Annotated in this window: 15 protein-coding genes; 6 read left to right on the top strand and 9 right to left on the bottom strand. The window is 70.8% G+C overall.

All coding sequences use genetic code 11. The annotated features are described in order from the left end of the window. Positions 1 to 324: 324 nt before the first annotated feature. From ACFWPS_RS34200 to iolC, 6 genes are all read right to left on the bottom strand, one after another. Positions 325 to 1,722, bottom strand: a complete 1,398-nt coding sequence (locus ACFWPS_RS34200) for an APC family permease (protein WP_383712322.1) — start codon at positions 1,720 to 1,722, stop codon at positions 325 to 327. Positions 1,723 to 2,060: 338 nt separating this feature from the next. Continuing rightward, positions 2,061 to 3,563, bottom strand: coding sequence for a CoA-acylating methylmalonate-semialdehyde dehydrogenase (mmsA, locus tag ACFWPS_RS34195; protein ID WP_383712320.1), 1,503 nt, complete (start codon positions 3,561 to 3,563; stop codon positions 2,061 to 2,063). A gap of 14 nt (positions 3,564 to 3,577) precedes the next feature. Next, on the bottom strand, positions 3,578 to 5,455 hold the full coding sequence (gene iolD, locus ACFWPS_RS34190; RefSeq protein WP_383712317.1) for a 3D-(3,5/4)-trihydroxycyclohexane-1,2-dione acylhydrolase (decyclizing): 1,878 nt from the start codon (positions 5,453 to 5,455) through the stop codon (positions 3,578 to 3,580). Continuing rightward, positions 5,452 to 6,267, bottom strand: coding sequence for a 5-deoxy-glucuronate isomerase (gene iolB / locus ACFWPS_RS34185; protein ID WP_383712314.1), 816 nt, complete (start codon positions 6,265 to 6,267; stop codon positions 5,452 to 5,454). The genes iolD and iolB overlap by 4 nt, the downstream gene beginning before the upstream one ends. A 7-nt stretch (positions 6,268 to 6,274) precedes the next feature. Next, entirely contained in the window at positions 6,275 to 7,159 is an 885-nt protein-coding gene (locus ACFWPS_RS34180; protein WP_383712333.1) for a deoxyribose-phosphate aldolase, read from the bottom strand. 65 nt (positions 7,160 to 7,224) lie between these two features. After that, the gene (gene iolC, locus ACFWPS_RS34175; RefSeq protein ID WP_383712312.1) at positions 7,225 to 8,175 is read right to left on the bottom strand and encodes a 5-dehydro-2-deoxygluconokinase; all 951 of its coding nucleotides are present in this window, start codon (positions 8,173 to 8,175) and stop codon (positions 7,225 to 7,227) included. A 237-nt stretch (positions 8,176 to 8,412) separates the two neighbouring features. Between iolC and ACFWPS_RS34170 the strand changes: the two genes are divergently transcribed. Both ACFWPS_RS34170 and ACFWPS_RS34165 read left to right on the top strand, forming a co-directional pair. Then, positions 8,413 to 9,357: a helix-turn-helix domain-containing protein gene (locus ACFWPS_RS34170; RefSeq protein WP_383712309.1), complete on the top strand. Its 945-nt coding sequence runs from the start codon at positions 8,413 to 8,415 to the stop codon at positions 9,355 to 9,357. Positions 9,358 to 9,686: 329 nt separating this feature from the next. Then, complete coding sequence (locus ACFWPS_RS34165; protein ID WP_089105276.1) at positions 9,687 to 9,887, top strand: AlpA family transcriptional regulator; 201 nt, start codon at positions 9,687 to 9,689, stop codon at positions 9,885 to 9,887. 47 nt (positions 9,888 to 9,934) lie between these two features. Here the strand turns inward: ACFWPS_RS34165 and ACFWPS_RS34160 are convergent, their stop codons facing one another. Next, positions 9,935 to 10,981 (bottom strand): zinc-dependent alcohol dehydrogenase family protein, encoded by a 1,047-nt coding sequence (locus ACFWPS_RS34160; RefSeq protein WP_383712306.1) that lies wholly within the window; start codon positions 10,979 to 10,981, stop codon positions 9,935 to 9,937. A 32-nt stretch (positions 10,982 to 11,013) separates the two neighbouring features. Continuing rightward, positions 11,014 to 13,335, bottom strand: a complete 2,322-nt coding sequence (locus ACFWPS_RS34155; protein WP_383712304.1) for an MMPL family transporter — start codon at positions 13,333 to 13,335, stop codon at positions 11,014 to 11,016. Positions 13,336 to 13,515: 180 nt separating this feature from the next. Between ACFWPS_RS34155 and ACFWPS_RS34150 the strand changes: the two genes are divergently transcribed. The 4 genes from ACFWPS_RS34150 to ACFWPS_RS34135 all read left to right on the top strand — a co-directional run bounded on the left by ACFWPS_RS34150 (position 13,516) and on the right by ACFWPS_RS34135 (position 18,037). Beyond that, entirely contained in the window at positions 13,516 to 14,196 is a 681-nt protein-coding gene (locus tag ACFWPS_RS34150; protein WP_383712301.1) for a TetR family transcriptional regulator, read from the top strand. A gap of 162 nt (positions 14,197 to 14,358) precedes the next feature. Continuing rightward, a complete protein-coding gene (locus ACFWPS_RS34145) occupies positions 14,359 to 15,309 on the top strand; it encodes a PrsW family glutamic-type intramembrane protease (protein ID WP_383712298.1) in 951 nt (316 codons plus the stop codon). Between the two features lie 73 nt (positions 15,310 to 15,382). Continuing rightward, entirely contained in the window at positions 15,383 to 15,622 is a 240-nt protein-coding gene (locus tag ACFWPS_RS34140; protein WP_383712295.1) for a heavy-metal-associated domain-containing protein, read from the top strand. A 150-nt stretch (positions 15,623 to 15,772) separates the two neighbouring features. Continuing rightward, positions 15,773 to 18,037: a heavy metal translocating P-type ATPase gene (locus ACFWPS_RS34135; RefSeq protein ID WP_383712293.1), complete on the top strand. Its 2,265-nt coding sequence runs from the start codon at positions 15,773 to 15,775 to the stop codon at positions 18,035 to 18,037. 599 nt (positions 18,038 to 18,636) lie between these two features. Here the strand turns inward: ACFWPS_RS34135 and ACFWPS_RS34130 are convergent. Beyond that, complete coding sequence (locus tag ACFWPS_RS34130) at positions 18,637 to 19,926, bottom strand: citrate synthase (protein WP_361289053.1); 1,290 nt, start codon at positions 19,924 to 19,926, stop codon at positions 18,637 to 18,639. Positions 19,927 to 20,034 lie beyond the last annotated feature (108 nt).

Genomic DNA, 20,034 nt, shown 5'->3' with positions numbered 1-20,034 from the left:
GATCCATGCTTCAACGGTACGGGGCGGGACCGACATCCGATGCCGACGGTGGGGTGAACCCCCGGCCATCCCCGAGGAGTACGGGCACGTTGCCGTGTACTTCGAGCGCGGTACACCGGGTTGACGCCGGGGCGTTTCCAGCGCCCCCGGATACCGCCGCAACGGCGCTCGGCCACGACGGCGGAATTCGGCGGTGCCGGACCGGCCGGTGGATCCCCGCGGGCCGGTGGGGGCTGGTCGCGCCCACGCGGCAGAGCCGCACATCGGCACAGCCCCGCGCCCCTTGCGGGGCGCTCCTGGCGGGGCGCCTCAAGCGGAGCCGCCTCAGGCCTGGGCGTCGTCCGGGATCGAGACCACCCAGTGGGTTTCCTTGCGGGGGCGGAGGTAGAAGGCCCAGTAGAGGGTGGCTGCCGCCGTGATGCCGCCGGTCCAGAGGAGGTAGGTCGTCTCCTGCTGGGTGAGGATGTAGGCGAGGACGGCGATGAGGAGGATCGGCATGGCCGGCCAGAGCGGCATGCGCCAGGCCGGGGTGTGCTTGTGGTGGCCTCGGCGGGAGAGGAGGGCGGCGACGGCGACGAGGAGGTACATGCCCGTCACCGAGACGCCCGTCACGCCGTACAGGGTGTCCAGGTTGACGAAGCAGAGCAGGGCGCCGGGGACGCCGACCGCGAGGGTGGCGACCCAGGGGGAGCCGAAGCGGCCCAGGCGGGAGAGGGCGCTGTTGACCGGGGCCGGCCAGGCCTTGTCGCGGGCCGAGGCGAACAGCACGCGGGAGTTCTGGATGACCATGACGATGCCCGCGTTGATGATCGCGAGGGCCACGCAGAGGCTGACGAAGGTGCCGACCGCGGAGTTCGACCAGGCGGTGACCATGGAGCTGATGTCGCCGCCCGTGAGCGCCTTGAGGTCGGTCGCGCCCATGGTGATCGCGGCGACCGGGACGAGGATGACCACCGTGGAGATGGCGAGGGTGGCGAGGACCGTGCGGGCGACGTTGCGGCGCGGGTTCTCCAGTTCCTCGGAGAGGTAGACCGCGGTCGAGAAGCCCTGGGTGACGAAGAGGGCGATGGCCAGGCCGGAGACGACCAGCATCGCGGTGACCGTGGTGGCGTGGCCCCCCGTGTCCGCCACCTGCATGGAGGTGAGGCTGCCCACCCCGCGGTGGCTGTGGGAGAAGCCCAGCACGGCCACCACGCCCGCCGCGATGACCTCCAGGACCAGGAAGATGCCGGTGATCCAGGCGTTCGCCCGCAGGTCGAGCAGGCCGGCGAGGGTGGCGAGGAGCATCACGCCGGCGCCGGTCATGGCCGGGTTCAGGTGGACGATCGGGGACAGGTAGTCGGCCGTGCCCATCGCGATCACCGGGGGCACGATCATCACGACCAGGAGCGAGAGGACGAAGACCAGCCAGCCGGCGAGGCGGCCCGCCATCGTCGAGACCATCGCGTATTCGCCGCCCGCGCTGGGGATCAGCGTGCCCAGCTCCGAGTAACAGAAGGCCACGGCGATACAGAGGAGGGAGCCGATGGCGATCGTGAGGGCGGTGGCGGTGCCCAGGGAGCCGAACAGGTCGGGGACGACCACGAAGAGCGTGGAGGCCGGTGTGACGCAGGAGAGGGTGAGGAGGGTGCCGCCAACTACTCCGATGGAGCGCTTGAGCGTCTTGGGACTGTCAGACGCCTCTGTGACGGCGGTCTCGACAGGGCGGAGCGTGTCGGTCATGCGGCGGTTCCGATCGGCTTGTGCGGATGCCTCAGGCGGTTGGGCCGTGCTGCATGGAACCCCGACGAAAACCGTTGCGTCAATGGCTGTTTACCTTCGGATTCCGCACCCTTAAAGCGACGGGTGTCACATCACTTTCGTAGGGTCGAGCGGCAGGATGGGTCAATCACCAAGCCTTCTCTTCGCATGACCTTGCTTTTGAAGGTCATGAACGCAAAGAACTTAAGTCACCCGTTTCATCCCGCACAAACGAGAACCGCAGCTCCGCTGACAAAAAAAGTTGAGGCCGTCCGGTATCCGGACGGCCTCGACGGGGTCAGGCGGTGACGCTCAGTGGATCAGTGGTTGCGGGGGAAGCCCAGGTCGACGCCCGACGGGGCCTCGGACGGGTCGGGCCAGCGGGTGGTGACGACCTTTCCGCGGGTGTAGAAGTGCGTGCCGTCGTTGCCGTAGATGTGGTGGTCGCCGAAGAGCGAGTCCTTCCAGCCGCCGAAGGAGTGGTAGCCGACGGGGACCGGGATCGGGACGTTCACGCCGACCATGCCGGCCTCGATCTCCAGCTGGAAGCGGCGGGCCGCGCCGCCGTCCCGGGTGAAGATCGCGGTGCCGTTGCCGAAGGGGGAGGCGTTGATCAGCGCCACGCCCTCCTCGTAGGTGTCGACGCGCAGGACGCACAGGACCGGGCCGAAGATCTCGTCCTGGTAGGCCTTCGCGGACGTGGGCACCTTGTCCAGCAGCGAGATGCCGATCCAGTGGCCGTCCTCGAAGCCCTCGACGGTGTAGCCGGTGCCGTCGAGCACGACCTCGCAGCCCTCGGCGGCGGCACCGGAGACGTAGGAGGCGACCTTGTCGCGGTGCACGGCCGTGATCAGCGGGCCCATCTCGGAGGTCGGGTCGTTGCCGGGGCCGATCTTGATCTTCTCGGCGCGCTCGCGGATCTTCTCCACCAGCTCGTCGCCGATCGCGCCCACGGCGACCACGGCCGAGATGGCCATGCAGCGCTCGCCCGCCGAACCGTAGGCCGCGGAGACGGCCGCGTCGGCCGCCGCGTCCAGGTCGGCGTCGGGGAGGACCAGCATGTGGTTCTTGGCGCCGCCCAGCGCCTGCACGCGCTTGTGGTTGGCGGCGGCGGTGGTGTGGATGTAGCGGGCGATCGGGGTCGAGCCGACGAAGGAGACGGCCTTGACGTCCGGGTGCTCCAGGAGCCGGTCCACGGCCACCTTGTCACCGTGTACGACGTTGAAGACGCCGTCGGGCAGCCCGGCCTCGGCCAGCAGCTCGGCGATCTTGATGGACGCGGAGGGGTCCTTCTCGGACGGCTTCAGGATGAAGGTGTTGCCGGTCGCGATGGCGATCGGGAACATCCACATCGGGACCATCGCCGGGAAGTTGAACGGCGTGATGCCCGCGACGACGCCGAGGGGCTGGCGGATCGAGGAGACGTCCACGCGAGACGCGACCTGCGTGGACAGCTCGCCCTTCAGCTGCACGTTGATGCCGCACGCCAGGTCCACGATCTCCAGACCGCGGGCGACCTCGCCGAGGGCGTCGCTGTGCACCTTGCCGTGCTCGGCGGTGATCAGCTCCGCGATCGCGTCCCGGTTGGCGTCCAGGAGGGCGCGGAAGCGGAACAGGATCTCCGTGCGCTTGGCCAGCGAGGACTGGCCCCAGCTGAGGTACGCGTCCTTGGCGGTGGCGACCGCGGCGTCGACCTCGTCGACCGACGCGAACGCGACCTTCGTGGTGACCGCGCCGGTGGCCGGGTCGGTGACCGGCCCGAAGTTGCCCGACGTGCCTTCGACGGACTTGCCGCCGATCCAGTGGTTGACGATCTTCGTCATGACCGGTTACTCCTTCACAGATGGCGGCGTCGGGTGGAGACGTGCCGTTCGTAGAGCTCACGTGCCTTGACCGCGGAGGATCGGGTCGCGGTCTCGGCCACAGGTACATCCCACCAGGCCTGCGCGGGAGGCGGGCCCGACACAGTGTCGGCCGTTTCGGTCTCCACGTAGACACATGTGGGAGTGTCGGCGGCCCGCGCCTCGGCGAGCGCCGTGCGCAGGTCCCGTACAGTCTTCGCGCGCAGGACGCGCATGCCGAGGCTGGCCGCGTTGGCGGCCAGGTCGACGGGGAGCGGGGCGCCCGTGAACGTGCCGTCGTCCGAGGGGAAGCGATACGCGGTGCCGAACCGCTCGCCGCCCACCGACTCGGAGAGGCCGCCGATGGAGGCGTAGCCGTGGTTCTGCACCAGCAGCACCTTGATGGCTATCCCTTCCTGGACGGCGGTGACGATCTCGGTCGGCATCATCAGATACGTGCCGTCGCCGACCAGCGCCCACACGTTCCGCTCCGGCGCCGCGAGTTTCACCCCGATGGCGGCCGGTATCTCGTAGCCCATGCACGAGTAGCCGTACTCCAGGTGGTACTGGTCCCGCGAGCGCGCCCGCCAGAGCCGGTGCAGGTCGCCGGGGAGCGAGCCGGCCGCGTTGATCAGTACGTCCGTCTCGTCGACCAGCGCGTCCAGGGCACCGAGGACCTGCGGCTGGGTCGGCCGGACGTCGGGCTCGTCGGCCTCGTAGCAGGCGTCGACGCGCTGCTCCCAGCGCTCCTTGTCCTCGGTGTACTCGGTGACGTACGCGTCGGCCGCCGTGTGGTCGTGCATCACCAGCGCCTCGGTCAGTTCGGCGAGGCCGCTGCGGGCGTCGGCGATCAGCGGCAGACCGGCGAGCTTGTGGCCGTCGTACGGGGCGATGTTGAGGTTGAGGAAGCGGACGTCCGGGTTCTCGAAGAGGGTGCCGGACGCCGTGGTGAAGTCGGTGTAGCGGGTACCGACGCCGATCACCAGGTCGGCGGTGCGGGCGAGCTCGTCGGCGGTGGCGGTGCCGGTGTGGCCGACGCCGCCGACGTCCTGCGGGTGGTTCCAGCGCAGGGAGCCCTTGCCCGCCTGGGTCGAGGCGACCGGGATGCGGGTCGCCTCGGCGAACTCGGCGAGGACGGCCTCGGCGCGGCTGTGGTGGACCCCGCCGCCGGCGATGACCACGGGCCTGCGCGCGTTCCTGATGGCCCGTACCGCGGCGGAGAGTTCGACGGGGTCGGCGCCCGGCCGTCGTACGGTCCACACCCGCTCGGCGAAGAACTCCTCCGGCCAGTCGTACGCCTCGGCCTGCACGTCCTGCGGGAGGGCGAGGGTGACGGCGCCGGTCTCGACGGGGTCGGTGAGCACCCGCATGGCGGCGAGGGCGGAGGAGATCAGCTGTTCGGGGCGGTTGATCCGGTCGAAGAACCTCGACACCGGGCGCAGGCAGTCGTTGACGGACACGTCGGCGGCGTGCGGGACTTCGAGCTGCTGGAGGACCGGGTCGGCGGGGCGGGTGGCGAAGACGTCGCCGGGCAGCAGCAGGACCGGGAGGTGGTTGACGGTGGCGAGGGCGGCGCCGGTGACGAGGTTGGTCGCGCCGGGACCGATGGACGTCGTCACGGCGTGCGTGGCGAGACGGTTCGATTGACGCGCGTAGCCCACGGCCGCGTGCACCATGGCCTGTTCGTTACGGCCCTGGTGGTACGGCATCTCGTCCGCGTACTCGACGAGCGCCTGGCCGAGGCCGGCCACGTTGCCGTGGCCGAAGATGCCCCAGGTGGCGCCGATCAGGCGGCGGCGCTCGCCGTCCCGCTCGGTGAACTGGACGGCGAGGAAGCGGACAAGCGCTTGCGCGACGGTCAACCGAATCGTCATCGGTAACCCTCCGTATGGTCCGGGTGGAAGCAGATCCGCCACTCCCGCGTCACCCCCGGCCCCGCCATGACGTTCAGGTAGTACATGTCGTGCCCGGGCTGCGCGATCGACGGGCCGTGCCATCCGTCGGGAACGAGCACGGCGTCGCCGGAGCGGACCTCGGCGAGGACGTCCGTACCGCCCTCACGGGAGGGGAATACGCGCTGGTACCCGAAACCGTTCGGTCCGTCGATCTCGAAGTAGTAGATCTCCTCCAGCTCCGACTCCTCGCCGGGCCGGTACTCGTCGTGCTTGTGGGACGGGTACGAGGACCAGTTGCCGCCGGGGGTGACGACCTCCACGGCGATGAGCTTGTCGCAGTCGAACGCGTCCGCGGAGGCGAAGTTGCGCACCTGACGGGCGCTGGTGCCGCTGCCGCGGTCTTCGACGGGGACCTCCGGCGCGGGGCCGTAGCGGGCGGGGAGTTGTCGCTCGCACTTCGCTCCTGCCAGGGCGAAGCGGCCTCCCGCGCCGGAGGCGATCTGGACCTGGGCGTCCCGGGGCACGTACACGAAGTCCGAGACTCCGCTGAACACGCTCTCCCGGCCCAGGATCTGGAACTCGTTTCCCTCTGTTTGCACCGTACAACCGCCCTGCAGCGGAAGCACGATCCATTCGCTGTCCCCGGTGGTGAACAAATGCGTTCCACCCGGGGCCAGTTCGACGATCCGGAGGCTGCTGTGCGCCCAACCGGCCCGCTTGGGGTCGATGTCGAGCGTGTACTGGGCGTTCGCGGTCGAACCCTTGCTCAGGTGCAGCTCGTTGGTCGTCATCAGGGCCTCACAGCAGTCCTACGGCGGTGTCCACGGCGGCGGCCACGTCGCCGTCCGCCGGGTACAGCAGCGAGCGGCCGACCACCAGGCCGCGCACGGTGGGAAGTTGCAGGGCGCTGCGCCACTTCTCGTAGGCGCCGGCTTGTTCCTCGACGGTGCCGCCGACCTCGCCGCCCAGCAGCACGGCGGGAAGCGTGGACGTCGCCATGACCTGGGCCATGTCGTCGGGGTTGTCGGTGACCGGCACCTTCAGCCAGGTGTAGGCCGAACTCCCGCCGAGGCCCGAGGCGATGGCGATGGACTTGGTGACCGCCTCCGCGGACAGGTCGTTCTTCACCTTGCCCTCGGGGGTGCGGCGGCTGATGAACGGCTCGACGAAGACCGGCAGCCGGCGCGCGGCCATGTCGTCGATGGCGCGGGCGGTGGACTCCAGGGTGGTCAGCGAGCCCGGGTCGTCGTAGTCGATGCGCAGGAGCAGCTTGCCGGCGTCGAACCCGAGGCGCTGTATGTCCTCGCCGCGGTGGCCGGTGAACCGGTCGTCGAGCTCGAAGGAGGCGCCCTGCAGGCCGCCCCGGTTCATCGAGCCCATGACGACCTTGCCGTCGAGGGCGCCGAGCAGGAGCAGGTCGTCCAGGATGTCGGCGGTGGCGAGGACGCCGTCGACGCCGGGCCGGGACAGTGCCAGGCAGAGGCGCTCCAGCAGCTCCGCCCGGTTGGCCATGGCGAGCTTGTCGCCGCCCACGCCGAGCGCGCCGCGGGCCGGGTGGTCGGCGGCGACGATCATCAGCTTGCCGTCCTCGTTGAGGAGCGGACGGCGGGCTCTTCTCGTGGCCGCCTCGGCGATCGCCTCGGGGTGGTGGGTGCGGGTGTGGACGAGGGCGGAGATGTCCACCGACGTCTGCCCGGCGCCGGCGCCGGCGCCGCCCTCGTGGTGCGCGCCCGCGACGCGGCCGGCCCTCACAGCACCGCTCCGGCGGCGAGCGCGGCGTCGATCTCTTCGCCGGTCGGCATCGCGGAGGAGCACTCCAGGCGGGAGGCGACGATGGCACCGGCCGCGTTGGCGTGCCGCATGATCTTCTCCAGGTCCCAGCCTTCGAGGAGGCCGTGGCAGAGGGAGCCGCCGAAGGCGTCTCCGGCACCGAGCCCGTTCAGGACGTTGACGGGCAGCGGCGGGACCTCGGCGGAGTCGCCGTCGCGGTTGACGGCGAGGACGCCCTTGGGTCCCTGCTTGACGACGGCGATCTCGACACCGGCGTCGAGGAGGGCCTGGGCGGCGGCCTGCGGCTCGCGCACGCCGGTCGCGACCTCCACCTCGTCGAGGTTGCCGACGGCGACGGTGACGTGCTTGAGCGCCTCGGCGTAGAAGGGCCGGGCACTGTCCGGGTCCTTCCAGAACATGGGGCGCCAGTCGAGGTCGAAGACGGTCGTGCCCGCCTTGGCGCGGTGGGCGAGGGCCGCGAGGGTCGCCGTACGGCTGGGCTCCTCGCTCAGGCCGGTGCCGGTGATCCAGAAGATCCGGGTGTCACGGACGGCGTCGAGGTCCAGCTCGTGGGCGTCGATCTCCAGGTCCGGGGCCTTGGGCTGGCGGTAGAAGTACAGCGGGAAGTCGTCCGGCGGGAAGATCTCGCAGAACGTGACGGGGGTGTTCAGGCCGGGGACCGAGGTGACCCAGCGGTCGTCCACGCCGAAGCCCTGGAGGGCCTCGTGCAGGTAGGCGCCGAAGGCGTCCTCGCCGGTGCGGGTGATGACGGCGGTGTTCCGGCCGAGGCGGGCGGCCGCCACGGCCACGTTCGTCGCCGACCCGCCGAGGAACTTGCCGAAGGACGACACCTGGGCGAGCGGGACACCGGTCTGGAGCGGATAGAGGTCCACCCCGATCCGCCCCATGGTGATCAGGTCGTACGCCATCGACTTCCCTTCGTCACGTCTCTCCCGATGGTTTGTAGTCCGGGACAGGAGGTCGTGTCAATGGTTTGTCCGGACATTCGGACGAGAGAGTGGGGTTGAGGGTGCCTACGGGGGTGGTGGGATCGGTGAGTGCGCGAGTGCGGGTTGTGGGGGGGGCTGGTCGCGCCCACGCGGCGGAGCCGCACATCGGCACAGCCCCGCGCCCCTGTCGGGGCGCTTACCCTTCCGCCTGCTGGAATGAGACCGCACGATGAGGCGATGGGCAGGTGGGAGATCGTCACGGGCAGACCGCACCCGGCGTTGCGCCCGGGAATACTGAGTTACCGGGGGATCCGGATCGCACTCGACCGGCCCCGCCGGCGTCTGGAGACGCCCATCGGCGCCGCCACGCTGCTGCTCGGGTTCGGGGAGCCGATTCGGATCTCGCGCGCCGGGCGGCCGGCCGTCACCCTCGTCTGCGTCTGCAACGGGCTCACCACCACGCCCGCCATCGGTGAGCACGGTGGCCGCATCTCGGGGATCGAGGTGCTGCTGATGCCCTGGGCCGCTTTCTCCCTCTTCGGCGTTCCGCAGTACGAGTTGGCCAACAGGTCGGTGGATCCCGACGAGTTGCCGCACGCACTGGGCCACGGGGCGGGGGAACTCGCCGCCGCACTCGGCGCCCTGCCGCGCTGGGCGGATCGATTCCGGCTGCTGGACGACGTGTTGCTGCGGTGGAGCCGGGCCGGCGTTCCGGGGTCGCCCCAGGTGGAGCGCGCGTGGGAACTGCTGCAGCGCGACTGGGGTGCCGTACCCGTGCCCCGACTGGCCGACGAAGTGGGCTGGAGCGTACGGCACTTGGAGAACCGCTTCCGGGAGCGGATCGGGCTCGGGCCGAAGGCGGCGGCGCGGGTGCTGCGGTTGCAGCGGGCGCGGCGGATGCTGGCCGCGGGGCGGGGGCAGGCGGAGACGGCGGCGGTGTGCGGGTTCTACGACCAGGCGCATCTCAGCGGGGAGTTCAAGGCGATGACCGGGTGCACGCCCGGGGAGTTCGTGGCGGCGCGGGCGTCCGCCGCCTCGGCGTCGGCGGATCGGATGTCGGGGCAGGCGACGAGCCTGGTGCTGGGGCCCGGCGAAGGGAGTGCGGTTTTCTCCAAGACCGGCGCGGGCGGGGTTGTGCACGCTGACCACCAGAGCCTCTGAGTGCGGGGGAAGCCGACGGGCCGGACCTGGCGCAGCGGGTCCGGCCCGTCCTGCTTGCCCAGCTCGCGCATCGCCGTCCGCACGGATGTCAAGACGCCCCGCTGACGAGCCGGCGTGTACCTGTGCCCCGGCTTTGTCACAAACACCCCCCTTGTGTCACACATGTCGCGCATACGCGGGTTCTCGGTCACACCAGGTCGACAGCCGCTTGCCCACAGTCACTCTCCGTCGTTCACCGGGCACAGGCTTTGTGATCGCCAGCGCAGCGCCCGGCTCCCCCGACGACCGCCTCCGGTCGCCCCCGCGGTGCGCGCAGGGAGGTGCATCCCATGACCGACCGACGGCTCTGGTCCTACAAGGAGATCGCGGCGCACATCCGGGTGCAGCCGGACACCGTTCGCTCCTACCGCAAGCACGGGCTGCTTCCCCCGCCGGACCATGTCGAGGGCGGCAAGCCCTACTGGTACGCCGACACGGTCCGCGCCTGGGTCGCCTCCCGGCCGGGCAACCGAGGGCGCAGAGACTTCTGAGCCCTGCCGCTGGATGCCCCGCCCGCCGAGGGCGGGGCGCGCACGCGTCAGGCCCACGGTTCGATGACCGTCACCCCCGCCGCCGGTGCCGCCCCCATCGCCGCCAGGGCTGCGGGGGCCGCGTCCAGGGTGATCGTCGAGGTGACCAGGAGGTCGGGGCGGAGGGTGCCCACGCGGACCAGTTCGAGCATGGCGGGGTAGGTGTGGGCAGCCATGCCGTGGCTGCCGAGGAGTTCCAGCTCCAGGGCGATCGCGCGGGCCAGTGGCACGGGGGTGTTGCCGTCCGGGGACGGCAGCAGGCCCACCTGGACGTGCCGGCCGCGGCGGCGCAGGGAGTTGACCGAGGCGGCCGAGGTGGCGGGTGAGCCGAGGGCGTCCAGGGAGAGGTGGGCGCCGCCGGAGGTCAGGTCGCGGACCGCCGCCGCCGGGTCAGCGGTCTCCGTCGCGTCCACGCCGTGGGCCGCGCCGAACTTCCGTGCCAGGTCCAGGGCTTGGCGCGACACGTCGACCGCCACCACCCGTGCCCCCGACGCCGCCGCGATCATCACCGCCGACAGGCCCACGCCTCCGCAGCCGTACACCGCCACCCACTCCCCCGCCCTGGCCCTGCCCTGCTGCACCACCGCGCGGAAGGCGGTGGCGAAGCGGCAGCCGAGGGAGGCCGCCGTCGCGTACGACATGTCGTCCGGGATCGCCACCAGGTTCACGTCGGCGTGGTCCAGCGCCACGTACTGGGCGAAGGAGCCCCAGTGGGTGAAGCCGGGCTGGGTCTGGCGTTCGCAGACCTGCTGGTCGCCGGCGGCGCAGGACGGGCAGCTGCCGCAGGCGCAGACGAACGGGACGGTGACCCGGTCGCCGGGGTGCCAGGCGGTCACCCCGGCGCCGGCCGACTCCACGACACCGGCCAGCTCGTGGCCGGGGACGTGCGGGAGCGTGATGTCCGGGTCGTGGCCCGACCAGCCGTGCCAGTCGCTTCGGCAGAGGCCGGTGGCTTCCACGCGGACGACCACTCCGTGGGGGGCGGCCGGGTGGGGGTCGGGGACGTCCCGTACCTCGGCGGGGGCGGCGTAGTGGTCGAAGACGACGGCGCGCATCGCGGGGGCTCCTTTCGGGGGCTGCGCGAAGATTAAGCGCCGTGGGGGTCCGGTTGCAGCGCCGGTTCCGGCTCGTTGTGGCTGGTCGCGCAGTTCCCCGCGCCCCTTTGGGGCGCGTCCGACTGGGGCGCGTCCGGCTGGGGCGCCGCTTGCTCGCCCTCGCTCAGGCCGAAGCGGTCGTGGAAGCGGCGCAGTGGGGCCGGTGCCCACCAAGTCGCCTTCCCCGTCAGGCGCATGATGGCCGGGACCAGGAGGCTGCGGACGACCATCGCGTCCATCAGGACCGCCAGGGCGATGCCGAGGCCGAGCATCTTGGTGTTGGTGACCCGGGACGTACCGATCGCCACCATCACCACGGCCAGGATGATCGCCGCCGCGGTGATCAGGCCTCCGGTGCGCTGCAGGCCGAGGCGGACCGCCCGCTCGTGGTCGCCCTCCCCCACTGCCTCAAGGGCGTGGGAGGTGCCCCCATTGTCATACTCCTCCTTGATGCGCGAGAGCAGGAACACCCCGTAGTCCATCGAGAGGCCGAAGGCCACGCAGAACATCAGGACCGGGAGCGTGGTCTCGATCGAGCCGGGGCTGGTGAAGCCCAGCAGGTTCGAGAGGTGGCCGTCCTGGAAGACCCAGACGACCGCGCCGAACATCGCCGTGAGGCTGAGCGCGTTGAGCAGGACCGCCTGGACCGGTATCAGGACGCTGCCCGTCAGGAGGAAGACCAGCAGCAGGGTGACGATCGCGATGATCGCCGCCGCCCAGGGCAGGCGTTCGGCGATGGCGTGTTTGGAGTCGACCAGGACCGCCGCCGTGCCCGTCACCTTCGCGTCGAAGGGGGTCTGCAGTGTCCGCAGCTCGCGCACCAGACGCTGGGCGCCGACGTCCACCGACTCGCCCTTCGGCTGCACCGTGAAGTACGCCGCGTCGCCCTTGACCAGGGGGCCGGTCACCCCGGCCACCTCCGGCAGGGCCGCCACCCGCTCCTTGTACGCCGTGTACTGCGCCCGGGTCGCCGCGCCCTCGGCCAGGACTTCGAGGTCGCCGCCGGGGTTGCCCGGGAAGCCGTCCCGGATGTGCTGCTGGACGACGTGTGACTCGGCGCCTGCCGGGAGCTGGCGGTCGTCCGCGGTGCCGAACTTCACGCCCAGGAAGGGCAGTCCGAGGACGATCAGGAAGGCGGTGGTGGCGACGGCGAAGAGCGGGGCCCTGCGCATCACCAGGGTCGCGGCGCGGGCCCAGGCCGTGCCCTCCGCGCCGGACGGCCTGGACTGCCTGCCCCTGCGGAACACCCGGCGCAGGTCCAGCGAGTTGACCCGGTTGCCCAGCAGGACCAGCGCCGCCGGAAGCAGGATCAGGGCGGCCGCCGCGGCCAGCAGGACCACCGCTATGCCGGCGTAGGCGAACGAGCGGAGGAAGTACTGAGGGAAGACGAGCATCGCCGCCAGGGAGACGGCCACCGTCAGGGCCGAGAACAGCACCGTGCGGCCGGCGGTGCGCAGCGTCGTGGCCACCGCGGTCAGCGGGTCGGCGCCGGTGGCCAGCTCCTCGCGGAAGCGGCGGACGATGAAGAGCGCGTAGTCGATGGCCAGGCCGAGGCCGAGGGCCGTGGTGAGGTTCATCGCGAAGACCGAGACGTCCGTGAAGGACGTGATGCCGCGTAGCACCGCGTTCGTGCCGAGGATGGCGACGATGCCGATACCCAGCGGGAGCAGGGCCGCGATCGCGCTGCCGAACACCATCACCAGCAGGACCAGCGTGATGGGCAGGGCGATCAGTTCGGCGCGGGACAGGTCCTCCTTGATGATCGTCTGCATGTCGCTGCGGACCGCCACCATGCCGCCGACCTTGACGGTCACCGGTCCGTGCGCGCCCCGGTAGTGCGGGGCGATCCGGTCCAGGGTGTCGGCCGCCGCCTTCTCGTCACCCGTGATGCGGGCCGCGATCAGGGCCTCGTGGCCGTCCTCGGCGCGCAGGGACGGCGACTTGGTCTGCCAGTACGAGCCGACCCCTGTGACGCCCTTCTCGCCGGACAGGCGGGTGACGAGGGCCTTCGCCTCGGCCGCCACCGCCGGGGTGTCCACCGAGCCGCCCCGCGCGTCCACCAGGAGGAGCAGGTTCGGCTGGGAGTCCGGGAAGTCGCGCTCCAGGGCCTTCGTCGCGTACGTCGACTCGGCTGCCGGGTCCTCCCAGCCGCCGCTGCCCAGCCGGTCGGCGACCCCGCTGCCGGCCAGCACGGCGAGCGCGGTGATCACCAGGGCGAGCAGCAGGGAGAGCCGGGGCCGGGCGGTCACGAACCGGGTCCAGCCTCCTGGGCGGGCCCCGCCTGCGACCTGCGGCGGCTTGTTGACTTCGGTCATCCTGCGGTGTCCCCTTCAGCGTGACCACTGCCTGCCGGTGCGCATCCGCTTCGTGCGCGGGGCAGCATGGGTCGGCCATTGCCACTTAGACTGGCAAACACGAGAGATCGCTCGCGTTCCATCAGAATGCGAGCGACCACTCGTGTTTGTCAATCGCGTTCGAAGAGCTGGGGATAACCCGTGCCCGACAAGCCCGAGAAACCAGAGCAGCCCGAGGTCACGGCCACGGGCAAGGAGCAGCCGCGCCGGCGGCAGGCTCGCGGCGAGCGGCGCATCCAGCAGCTGCTCGAAGCCGCCGCCTCGGTCTTCTGCGCCACGGGCTACACGGCCGCCAGCACCAACGCCATCGCCCGCGAGGCCGGCGTCTCCCCCGGCACGCTCTACCAGTTCTTCCCGAACAAGGAGGCGATCGCGATCGAGCTGGGCGACCGGCTCGTGCACGACCTGCGGGACACCTACGGCGAGGCGTTCGCGCCGATCGACCCCGCCACGCCGCTGGCGGACGCGGTCGCCGCCGTCGTGGACCGCCTCACCGCCTTCAACACCGAGCACCCCGTGTTCTTCGCGCTGATGCACGGCCCCGACATGCCCGGCGGCATCACCGAGGCACACGACGCCCTGCACACCAACCTGCTCGGCCGCATCGAGGCCCTGCTCGCCCCGCTCCTGCCGCCGGGTACCGGCCAGGCGGACGTCACACGGACGGCACACTTCTCCCTCGGCATCTACAAGGCAGGGCTGGAGCTGGTGCTCAGCCACGAGGGCACCGAGCGCCAGGCGTACGTCCAGGAGATCAAGAACGCACTCACCCGCTACCTGGAACCCCTGATGGGCGACCGCCTCGGCCAACCCGCCGGCTGACCGGCCGCCGTCCCGTCGCCACCCACGCACGAACCGAACAGCCACTCCCCCGAACTACCCAGACTGCGACATGCGGCACATCTGCCTAAGGTGCGGGTAAATCGCCCCAATCCGGAGCCGACGAGCGCCACCCGCATCCGCAGGAGCACAAGGGGACCCGCCGTGACCCACTCTCCGCCGCCCGGCCGGCCGCAGGCCCGTATCCCCGGTCCGCTGCAGCCGCCACCGCCGTACCCCCGTATCCGCGCCGGCCTGTGGAAGCGCTGCCTCGGCGGCGGGCTCGCCCTGTGGGCGCTGACCGCGGCGGTCACGTACGCGACGAGGAACACCACCCTGCTGCCGACGCTGATCCTGCTCGGCAGTTTTCTCGTGCCGGTCGCCTTCGTGCTGTGGGCCTACGAGCGGCACGGCCGCGACCTCGGGGTCAGCGCGATCCTCGGCTGCTTCCTGACCGGCGGCACGCTCGGGGTGCTGGGCGCCTCGGTGATGGAGTCCTACCTCGTCCGCCCGTCCTGGGGGATGTTCGTCGCCGTCGGCCTGATCGAGGAGACCGCGAAGCTCGGCGCACTGGTGTTCGTGCTGCGCCGGATGCCCGGGATCCGGGGCATCCGGGCGGGGCTGGTGCTCGGCGCCGCGGCCGGCTTCGGCTTCGCGGCCCTGGAGAGCGCCGGGTACGCGTTCGACGCGGCCGTCTCCACCGACGGCATCGACCTGCGCGCGCTGATCGAGACGGAGATCCTGCGCGGCGTGCTGGCCCCCTTCGGACACGGCCTGTGGACGGCGATCGCCGGTGGCGTCCTGCTCTCCCTCCGCCGCCCGAACGGCCGCTTCCGCCTCACCACCCAGGTCGTCGCCGCCTGCCTCGGGGTCACCCTGCTGCACACCCTGTGGGACTCCACGCACGGCATCGCGATCTGGCTGGTGGCACGAGTGGTGAGCACCGGCCTTGACCGGCAGTTGTTCGCCGAGGGGTACATCCCGCGCCCCAGTGCGGCACAGGAGCACCTCTTCACGGTGTTCTCGGTCGGCCTGCTGGTCCTGGTCTCGCTGCTCGGCGTCGCCTGGGCGCACTCGCTGGCGCGCCGGTCCCCCTCTTGGAGAAATACCCCCTAGGGGTATAGTGTGACGACAGTGGGGTTCCCTCGTGGGCCCCACCGGCCCCACACGCCTCGACGAGGAGAACGACATGACCGCCCAGACCGACATCCCGGGCTCCGTGACCGCCGTCTACAAGGTGACCGGCATGAGCTGCGGACACTGTGAGGGTTCCGTCTCCGCCGAGATCTCCGGACTCCCCGGCGTCAGCTCGGTGCAGGCCGTCGCGGCCAGCGGCGAGGTCACGGTCGTCTCCGCGGCCCCGCTCGACGACGAGGCGGTCCGCGCCGCCGTCGACGAGGCGGGCTTCGAGCTCGCCGGCCGCGCCTGACACCCCGGAAAACAAGCACCAAGCAAGCAGGAACAAGCAAGAACCGGCGCCACGAGCCGTACGCACGACGGAAACGTATCTCTCCGCCGGGCCGTGCCGACCAGCTGATACTGGCTCCGTACGGTCCGGTCCGTTGTCTGGAGTCCGGACATGACCAGCACCACCACCGCACAGACACCGATAGCCCCGCCACGCCCGGCCGGTGATTCCGAGGTCGAGCTGCTGATCGGGGGCATGACCTGCGCCTCCTGCGCCGCCCGGGTCGAGAAGAAGCTCAACCGGATGGACGGCGTCACCGCCACCGTGAACTACGCCACCGAGAAGGCGAAGGTCACATACCCCCAGGGGGTTCAGGTCGCCGACCTGATCGCCACGGTCGTGAAGACCGGGTACACGGCCGAGGAGCCCGCGCCGCCGGAACCGGAGCCGGAACAGGAGGCCGGGTCCGCACGGGATCCCGAGCTCGCCGCCCTCCGCCACCGCCTCCTGGTCTCCGGCCTGCTGGCCGCCCCGGTCGTGCTGCTCGCGATGGTTCCGGCGCTCCAGTTCGACAACTGGCAGTGGCTGTCGCTGACGCTCGCCGCTCCGGTGGTCCTCTGGGGCGGTTCGCAGTTCCACCGGGCCGCCTGGACCAACGCCCGGCACGGCGCCGCCACCATGGACACCCTGGTCTCGGTCGGCACGCTGGCCGCGTTCGGCTGGTCGCTGTGGGCGCTGTTCTTCGGCGACGCGGGCATGCCGGGGATGCACGACGAGTTCCGGTTCACCGTCTCCCGCATGGACAGCGCGTCCACGATCTACCTGGAGGTCGCCTCCGGGGTCGTCGCGCTGATCCTGCTCGGCCGCTACCTGGAGGCGCGTTCCAAGCGGCGCGCGGGGGCGGCCCTGCGGGCGCTGATGGAGCTGGGCGCCCGGGACGTGGCGGTGCTGCGGGGAGGGCGCGAGGTACGGGTTCCGGTGGCGGCGCTGGCGGTCGGCGACCGGTTCGTCGTGCGGCCCGGGGAGAAGGTCGCCACCGACGGGACCGTGGTCGAGGGGGCGTCCGCGGTGGACGCGTCGATGCTGACCGGAGAGTCCGTGCCGGTGGACGTGACCGTCGGCGACGCCGTCACGGGCGCGACCGTCAACGCGGGCGGGCGGCTGGTCGTCGAGGCGACCCGGATCGGCGCCGACACCCAGCTCGCGCGGATGGCGAAGCTGGTGGAGGACGCGCAGAACGGCAAGGCCGAGGTACAGCGCCTCGCCGACCGGATCTCCGCCGTCTTCGTCCCGGCCGTCATCGTCATCGCGCTCGCCACCTTCGGGGTCTGGCTCGGCGTCACCGGGGACACGGCCGCCGCGTTCACGGCCGCCGTCGCCGTCCTGATCATCGCCTGCCCGTGCGCCCTGGGCCTGGCCACGCCGACCGCGCTGATGGTCGGCACCGGCCGCGGCGCCCAGCTGGGCATCCTCATCAAGGGTCCCGAGGTGCTGGAGTCCACGCGCCGGGTCGACACCGTCGTCCTCGACAAGACCGGGACGGTGACCACCGGGCGGATGCGCCTCCAGGAGGTGTACGTCGCCGAGGGCGCCGGCAAGGACGACGTGGACGAGGTGCTGCGGCTCGCGGGCGCCCTCGAACACGCCTCCGAGCATCCGGTCGCCCGGGCGATCGCCACGGGGGCGCGGGAGCGGGTCGGGACACTGCCCGCGGTCGAGTACTTCGAGAACGTCCCCGGGCGGGGCGTACGCGGGCGCGTGGACGGCCGCCAGGTGGCCGTGGGGCGCCTCTTCGACGTGGTGCCGGAGGAGTTGGCCCTGGCCCGCTCCCGGGCCGAGCAGGAGGGGCGTACGGCCGTCCTGGCCGGGTGGGACGGGCAGGCCCGGGGTGTCCTCGCCGTCGCCGACGCGGTCAAGGAGACCAGCGCCGAGGCGGTCCGCGAGCTGCGCGCGCTCGGGCTGACGCCGGTGCTGCTGACCGGGGACAACCGGACGGTGGCCGAATCGGTCGCCCGGGCGGTCGGCATCACCGAGGTCGTCGCGGAGGTGCTGCCCGAGGACAAGGTGGCCGTCGTACGACGGCTGCAGGGCGAGGGGCGGACGGTCGCCATGGTCGGCGACGGTGTCAACGACGCGGCCGCGCTGGCCACCGCGGACCTGGGCCTCGCGATGGGCACGGGGACGGACGCGGCGATCGAGGCCGGCGACCTGACCCTGGTGCGCGGGGACCTGCGGGTGGCGGCGGACGCGATCCGGCTGTCCCGGCGGACCCTCGCCACCATCAAGGGCAACCTCGCGTGGGCCTTCGGCTACAACGTGGCCGCGCTCCCACTGGCCGCCGCCGGACTCCTGAACCCGATGATCGCGGGCGCCGCGATGGCCTTCTCCTCGGTGTTCGTGGTGACCAACAGTCTGCGGCTGCGCACCTTCCGCTGAAAGTTACCGGCGGTTCGGCACAGTGGATGTAGGAGTCCCCCTAGAGTCCAACGCGCACCTCACATAAGCTCTTCACAAGGCTCGCGCATCATCCTTACGCTTGAGCTCCGATCACCAGATCGGGGCTCTTGCGCATCTATCGGACGGATGCAAGAGACGCAGATCACAGTGGTGTGAACGTAACCATCGAAGGGCTTCGACGGTCTAAGTTGGCGATGTCAGAGAGGCGTCTTGGGGGGCGCTGACCTGGCATCTGGGGATGTCTTGGGGGACTTCCTCAGAGATGCGTTGCCGGGGCACGTGCGACGGGAAGCTTTGAGCGGCCCTCCCGTGCCGTACGGGTCCCGGCAGATCGCACCGCATCACTGGATCAAGTACGGCGAGTTCTGCTCGTTGTGCTCAACGCAGCGATTCAGGCGCTGCCGTACCGAGCGCCCGGCCGGATCCCGTGGGGGGAATCCGCACCGGGACACGGGAAGGCGCCCTGGTCGCCGGCCCGTGGGGGGACCGGCGCTCCAGGGCGCCTTCTGCTGCGTCTGTATGCCTGCGGCGGGGGCGCCGACGAAGACGACGCCCCCTGACCCGGTGACCGGCTGGTGTCAGCGCTCTTCGACCGGCACGAAGTCACGCTCGACGACGCCCGTGTAGATCTGGCGCGGGCGGCCGATGCGGGAACCCGGCTCTTTGATCATTTCCTGCCACTGGGCGATCCAGCCGGGCAGCCGGCCGAGGGCGAACAGGACCGTGAACATCTCGGTCGGGAAGCCCATGGCGCGGTAGATCAGGCCGGTGTAGAAGTCGACGTTCGGGTAGAGGTTGCGCGAGACGAAGTAGTCGTCGGAGAGCGCGTGCTCCTCCAGCTTCAGCGCGATGTCCAGCAGCTCGTCGGACTTGCCGAGGGCCGAGAGGACGTCGTGCGCGGCGGACTTGATGATCTTCGCGCGCGGGTCGAAGGACTTGTACACCCGGTGGCCGAAGCCCATCAGGCGGACGCCGTCCTCCTTGTTCTTCACCTTGCGGATGAAGGAGTCGACGTCACCGCCGTTGGCCTGGATGCCCTCCAGCATCTCCAGGACGGACTGGTTGGCACCGCCGTGCAGCGGACCCCAGAGCGCGGAGATACCCGCGGAGATCGACGCGAACATGTTCGCCTGCGACGAGCCGACCAGGCGGACCGTCGACGTCGAACAGTTCTGCTCGTGGTCCGCGTGCAGGATCAGGAGCTTGTCGAGGGCCGAGACGACCACCGGGTCGAGCTCGTAGTCCTGCGCCGGCACCGAGAACGTCATGCGCAGGAAGTTCTCCACGTAGGAGAGGTCGTTGCGCGGGTAGACGAACGGGTGGCCGACCGACTTCTTGTACGCGTACGCGGCGATCGTCGGAAGCTTGGCGAGCAGCCGGATGGTGGAGAGGTCGCGCTGCTTGGCGTCGAACGGGTTGTGGCTGTCCTGGTAGAAGGTGGACAGCGCGGAGACGACCGACGACAGCATGGCCATCGGGTGGGCGTCACGCGGGAAGCCCCGGTAGAAGTTCTTGACGTCCTCGTGCAGCAGGGTGTGCCGCGTGATCTCGTTCTTGAACGTGGTGAGCTCGTCCACGGTCGGCAGCTCACCGTTGATCAGCAGGTAGGCCACCTCCAGGAAGGTGGAGCGCTCCGCCAGCTGCTCGATCGGGTAGCCGCGGTAGCGGAGGATGCCCGCCTCACCGTCGAGGTAGGTGACGGCGGATTTATAGGCAGCGGTGTTGCCGTAGCCGCTGTCCAAAGTCACAAGACCGGTCTGGGTGCGGAGCTTCCCGATGTCGAAGCCCTTGTCGCCGACGGTGCTGTCGACCACCGGGTAGGTGTACTCGCCGTCGCCGTACCGCAGTACTACAGAGTTGTCGCTCACGTCTTCCCTCACCGACGTAGTGCCTCATCTTCGAGGTGCCCTGACTGTCTCTACCATCCCCCATTTGGCTCAGGAGAGTGCACTCGGGGTCGACCATTGGGCCCATCG

The organism is Streptomyces sp. NPDC058457 (assembly GCF_042720695.1).
Lineage (GTDB): Bacteria > Actinomycetota > Actinomycetes > Streptomycetales > Streptomycetaceae > Streptomyces.
Note: the sequence above shows the minus strand (reverse complement) of the source record. Positions and strands in the feature narration are given on the sequence as shown.

Excerpts from the sequence above, each read along its gene's own strand:
- iolC (WP_383712312.1), bottom strand. The coding sequence starts at position 8,175 with ATGGCGTACGACCTGATCACCATGGGGCGGATCGGGGTGGACCTCTAT.
- ACFWPS_RS34170 (WP_383712309.1), top strand. The coding sequence starts at position 8,413 with ATGAGACCGCACGATGAGGCGATGGGCAGGTGGGAGATCGTCACGGGC.
- mmsA (WP_383712320.1), bottom strand. The coding sequence starts at position 3,563 with ATGACGAAGATCGTCAACCACTGGATCGGCGGCAAGTCCGTCGAAGGC.
- ACFWPS_RS34200 (WP_383712322.1), bottom strand. The coding sequence starts at position 1,722 with ATGACCGACACGCTCCGCCCTGTCGAGACCGCCGTCACAGAGGCGTCT.
- ACFWPS_RS34160 (WP_383712306.1), bottom strand. The coding sequence starts at position 10,981 with ATGCGCGCCGTCGTCTTCGACCACTACGCCGCCCCCGCCGAGGTACGG.
- ACFWPS_RS34140 (WP_383712295.1), top strand. The coding sequence starts at position 15,383 with ATGACCGCCCAGACCGACATCCCGGGCTCCGTGACCGCCGTCTACAAG.
- ACFWPS_RS34165 (WP_089105276.1), top strand. The coding sequence starts at position 9,687 with ATGACCGACCGACGGCTCTGGTCCTACAAGGAGATCGCGGCGCACATC.
- ACFWPS_RS34135 (WP_383712293.1), top strand. The coding sequence starts at position 15,773 with ATGACCAGCACCACCACCGCACAGACACCGATAGCCCCGCCACGCCCG.
- ACFWPS_RS34155 (WP_383712304.1), bottom strand. The coding sequence starts at position 13,335 with ATGACCGAAGTCAACAAGCCGCCGCAGGTCGCAGGCGGGGCCCGCCCA.
- iolB (WP_383712314.1), bottom strand. The coding sequence starts at position 6,267 with ATGACGACCAACGAGCTGCACCTGAGCAAGGGTTCGACCGCGAACGCC.
- iolD (WP_383712317.1), bottom strand. The coding sequence starts at position 5,455 with ATGACGATTCGGTTGACCGTCGCGCAAGCGCTTGTCCGCTTCCTCGCC.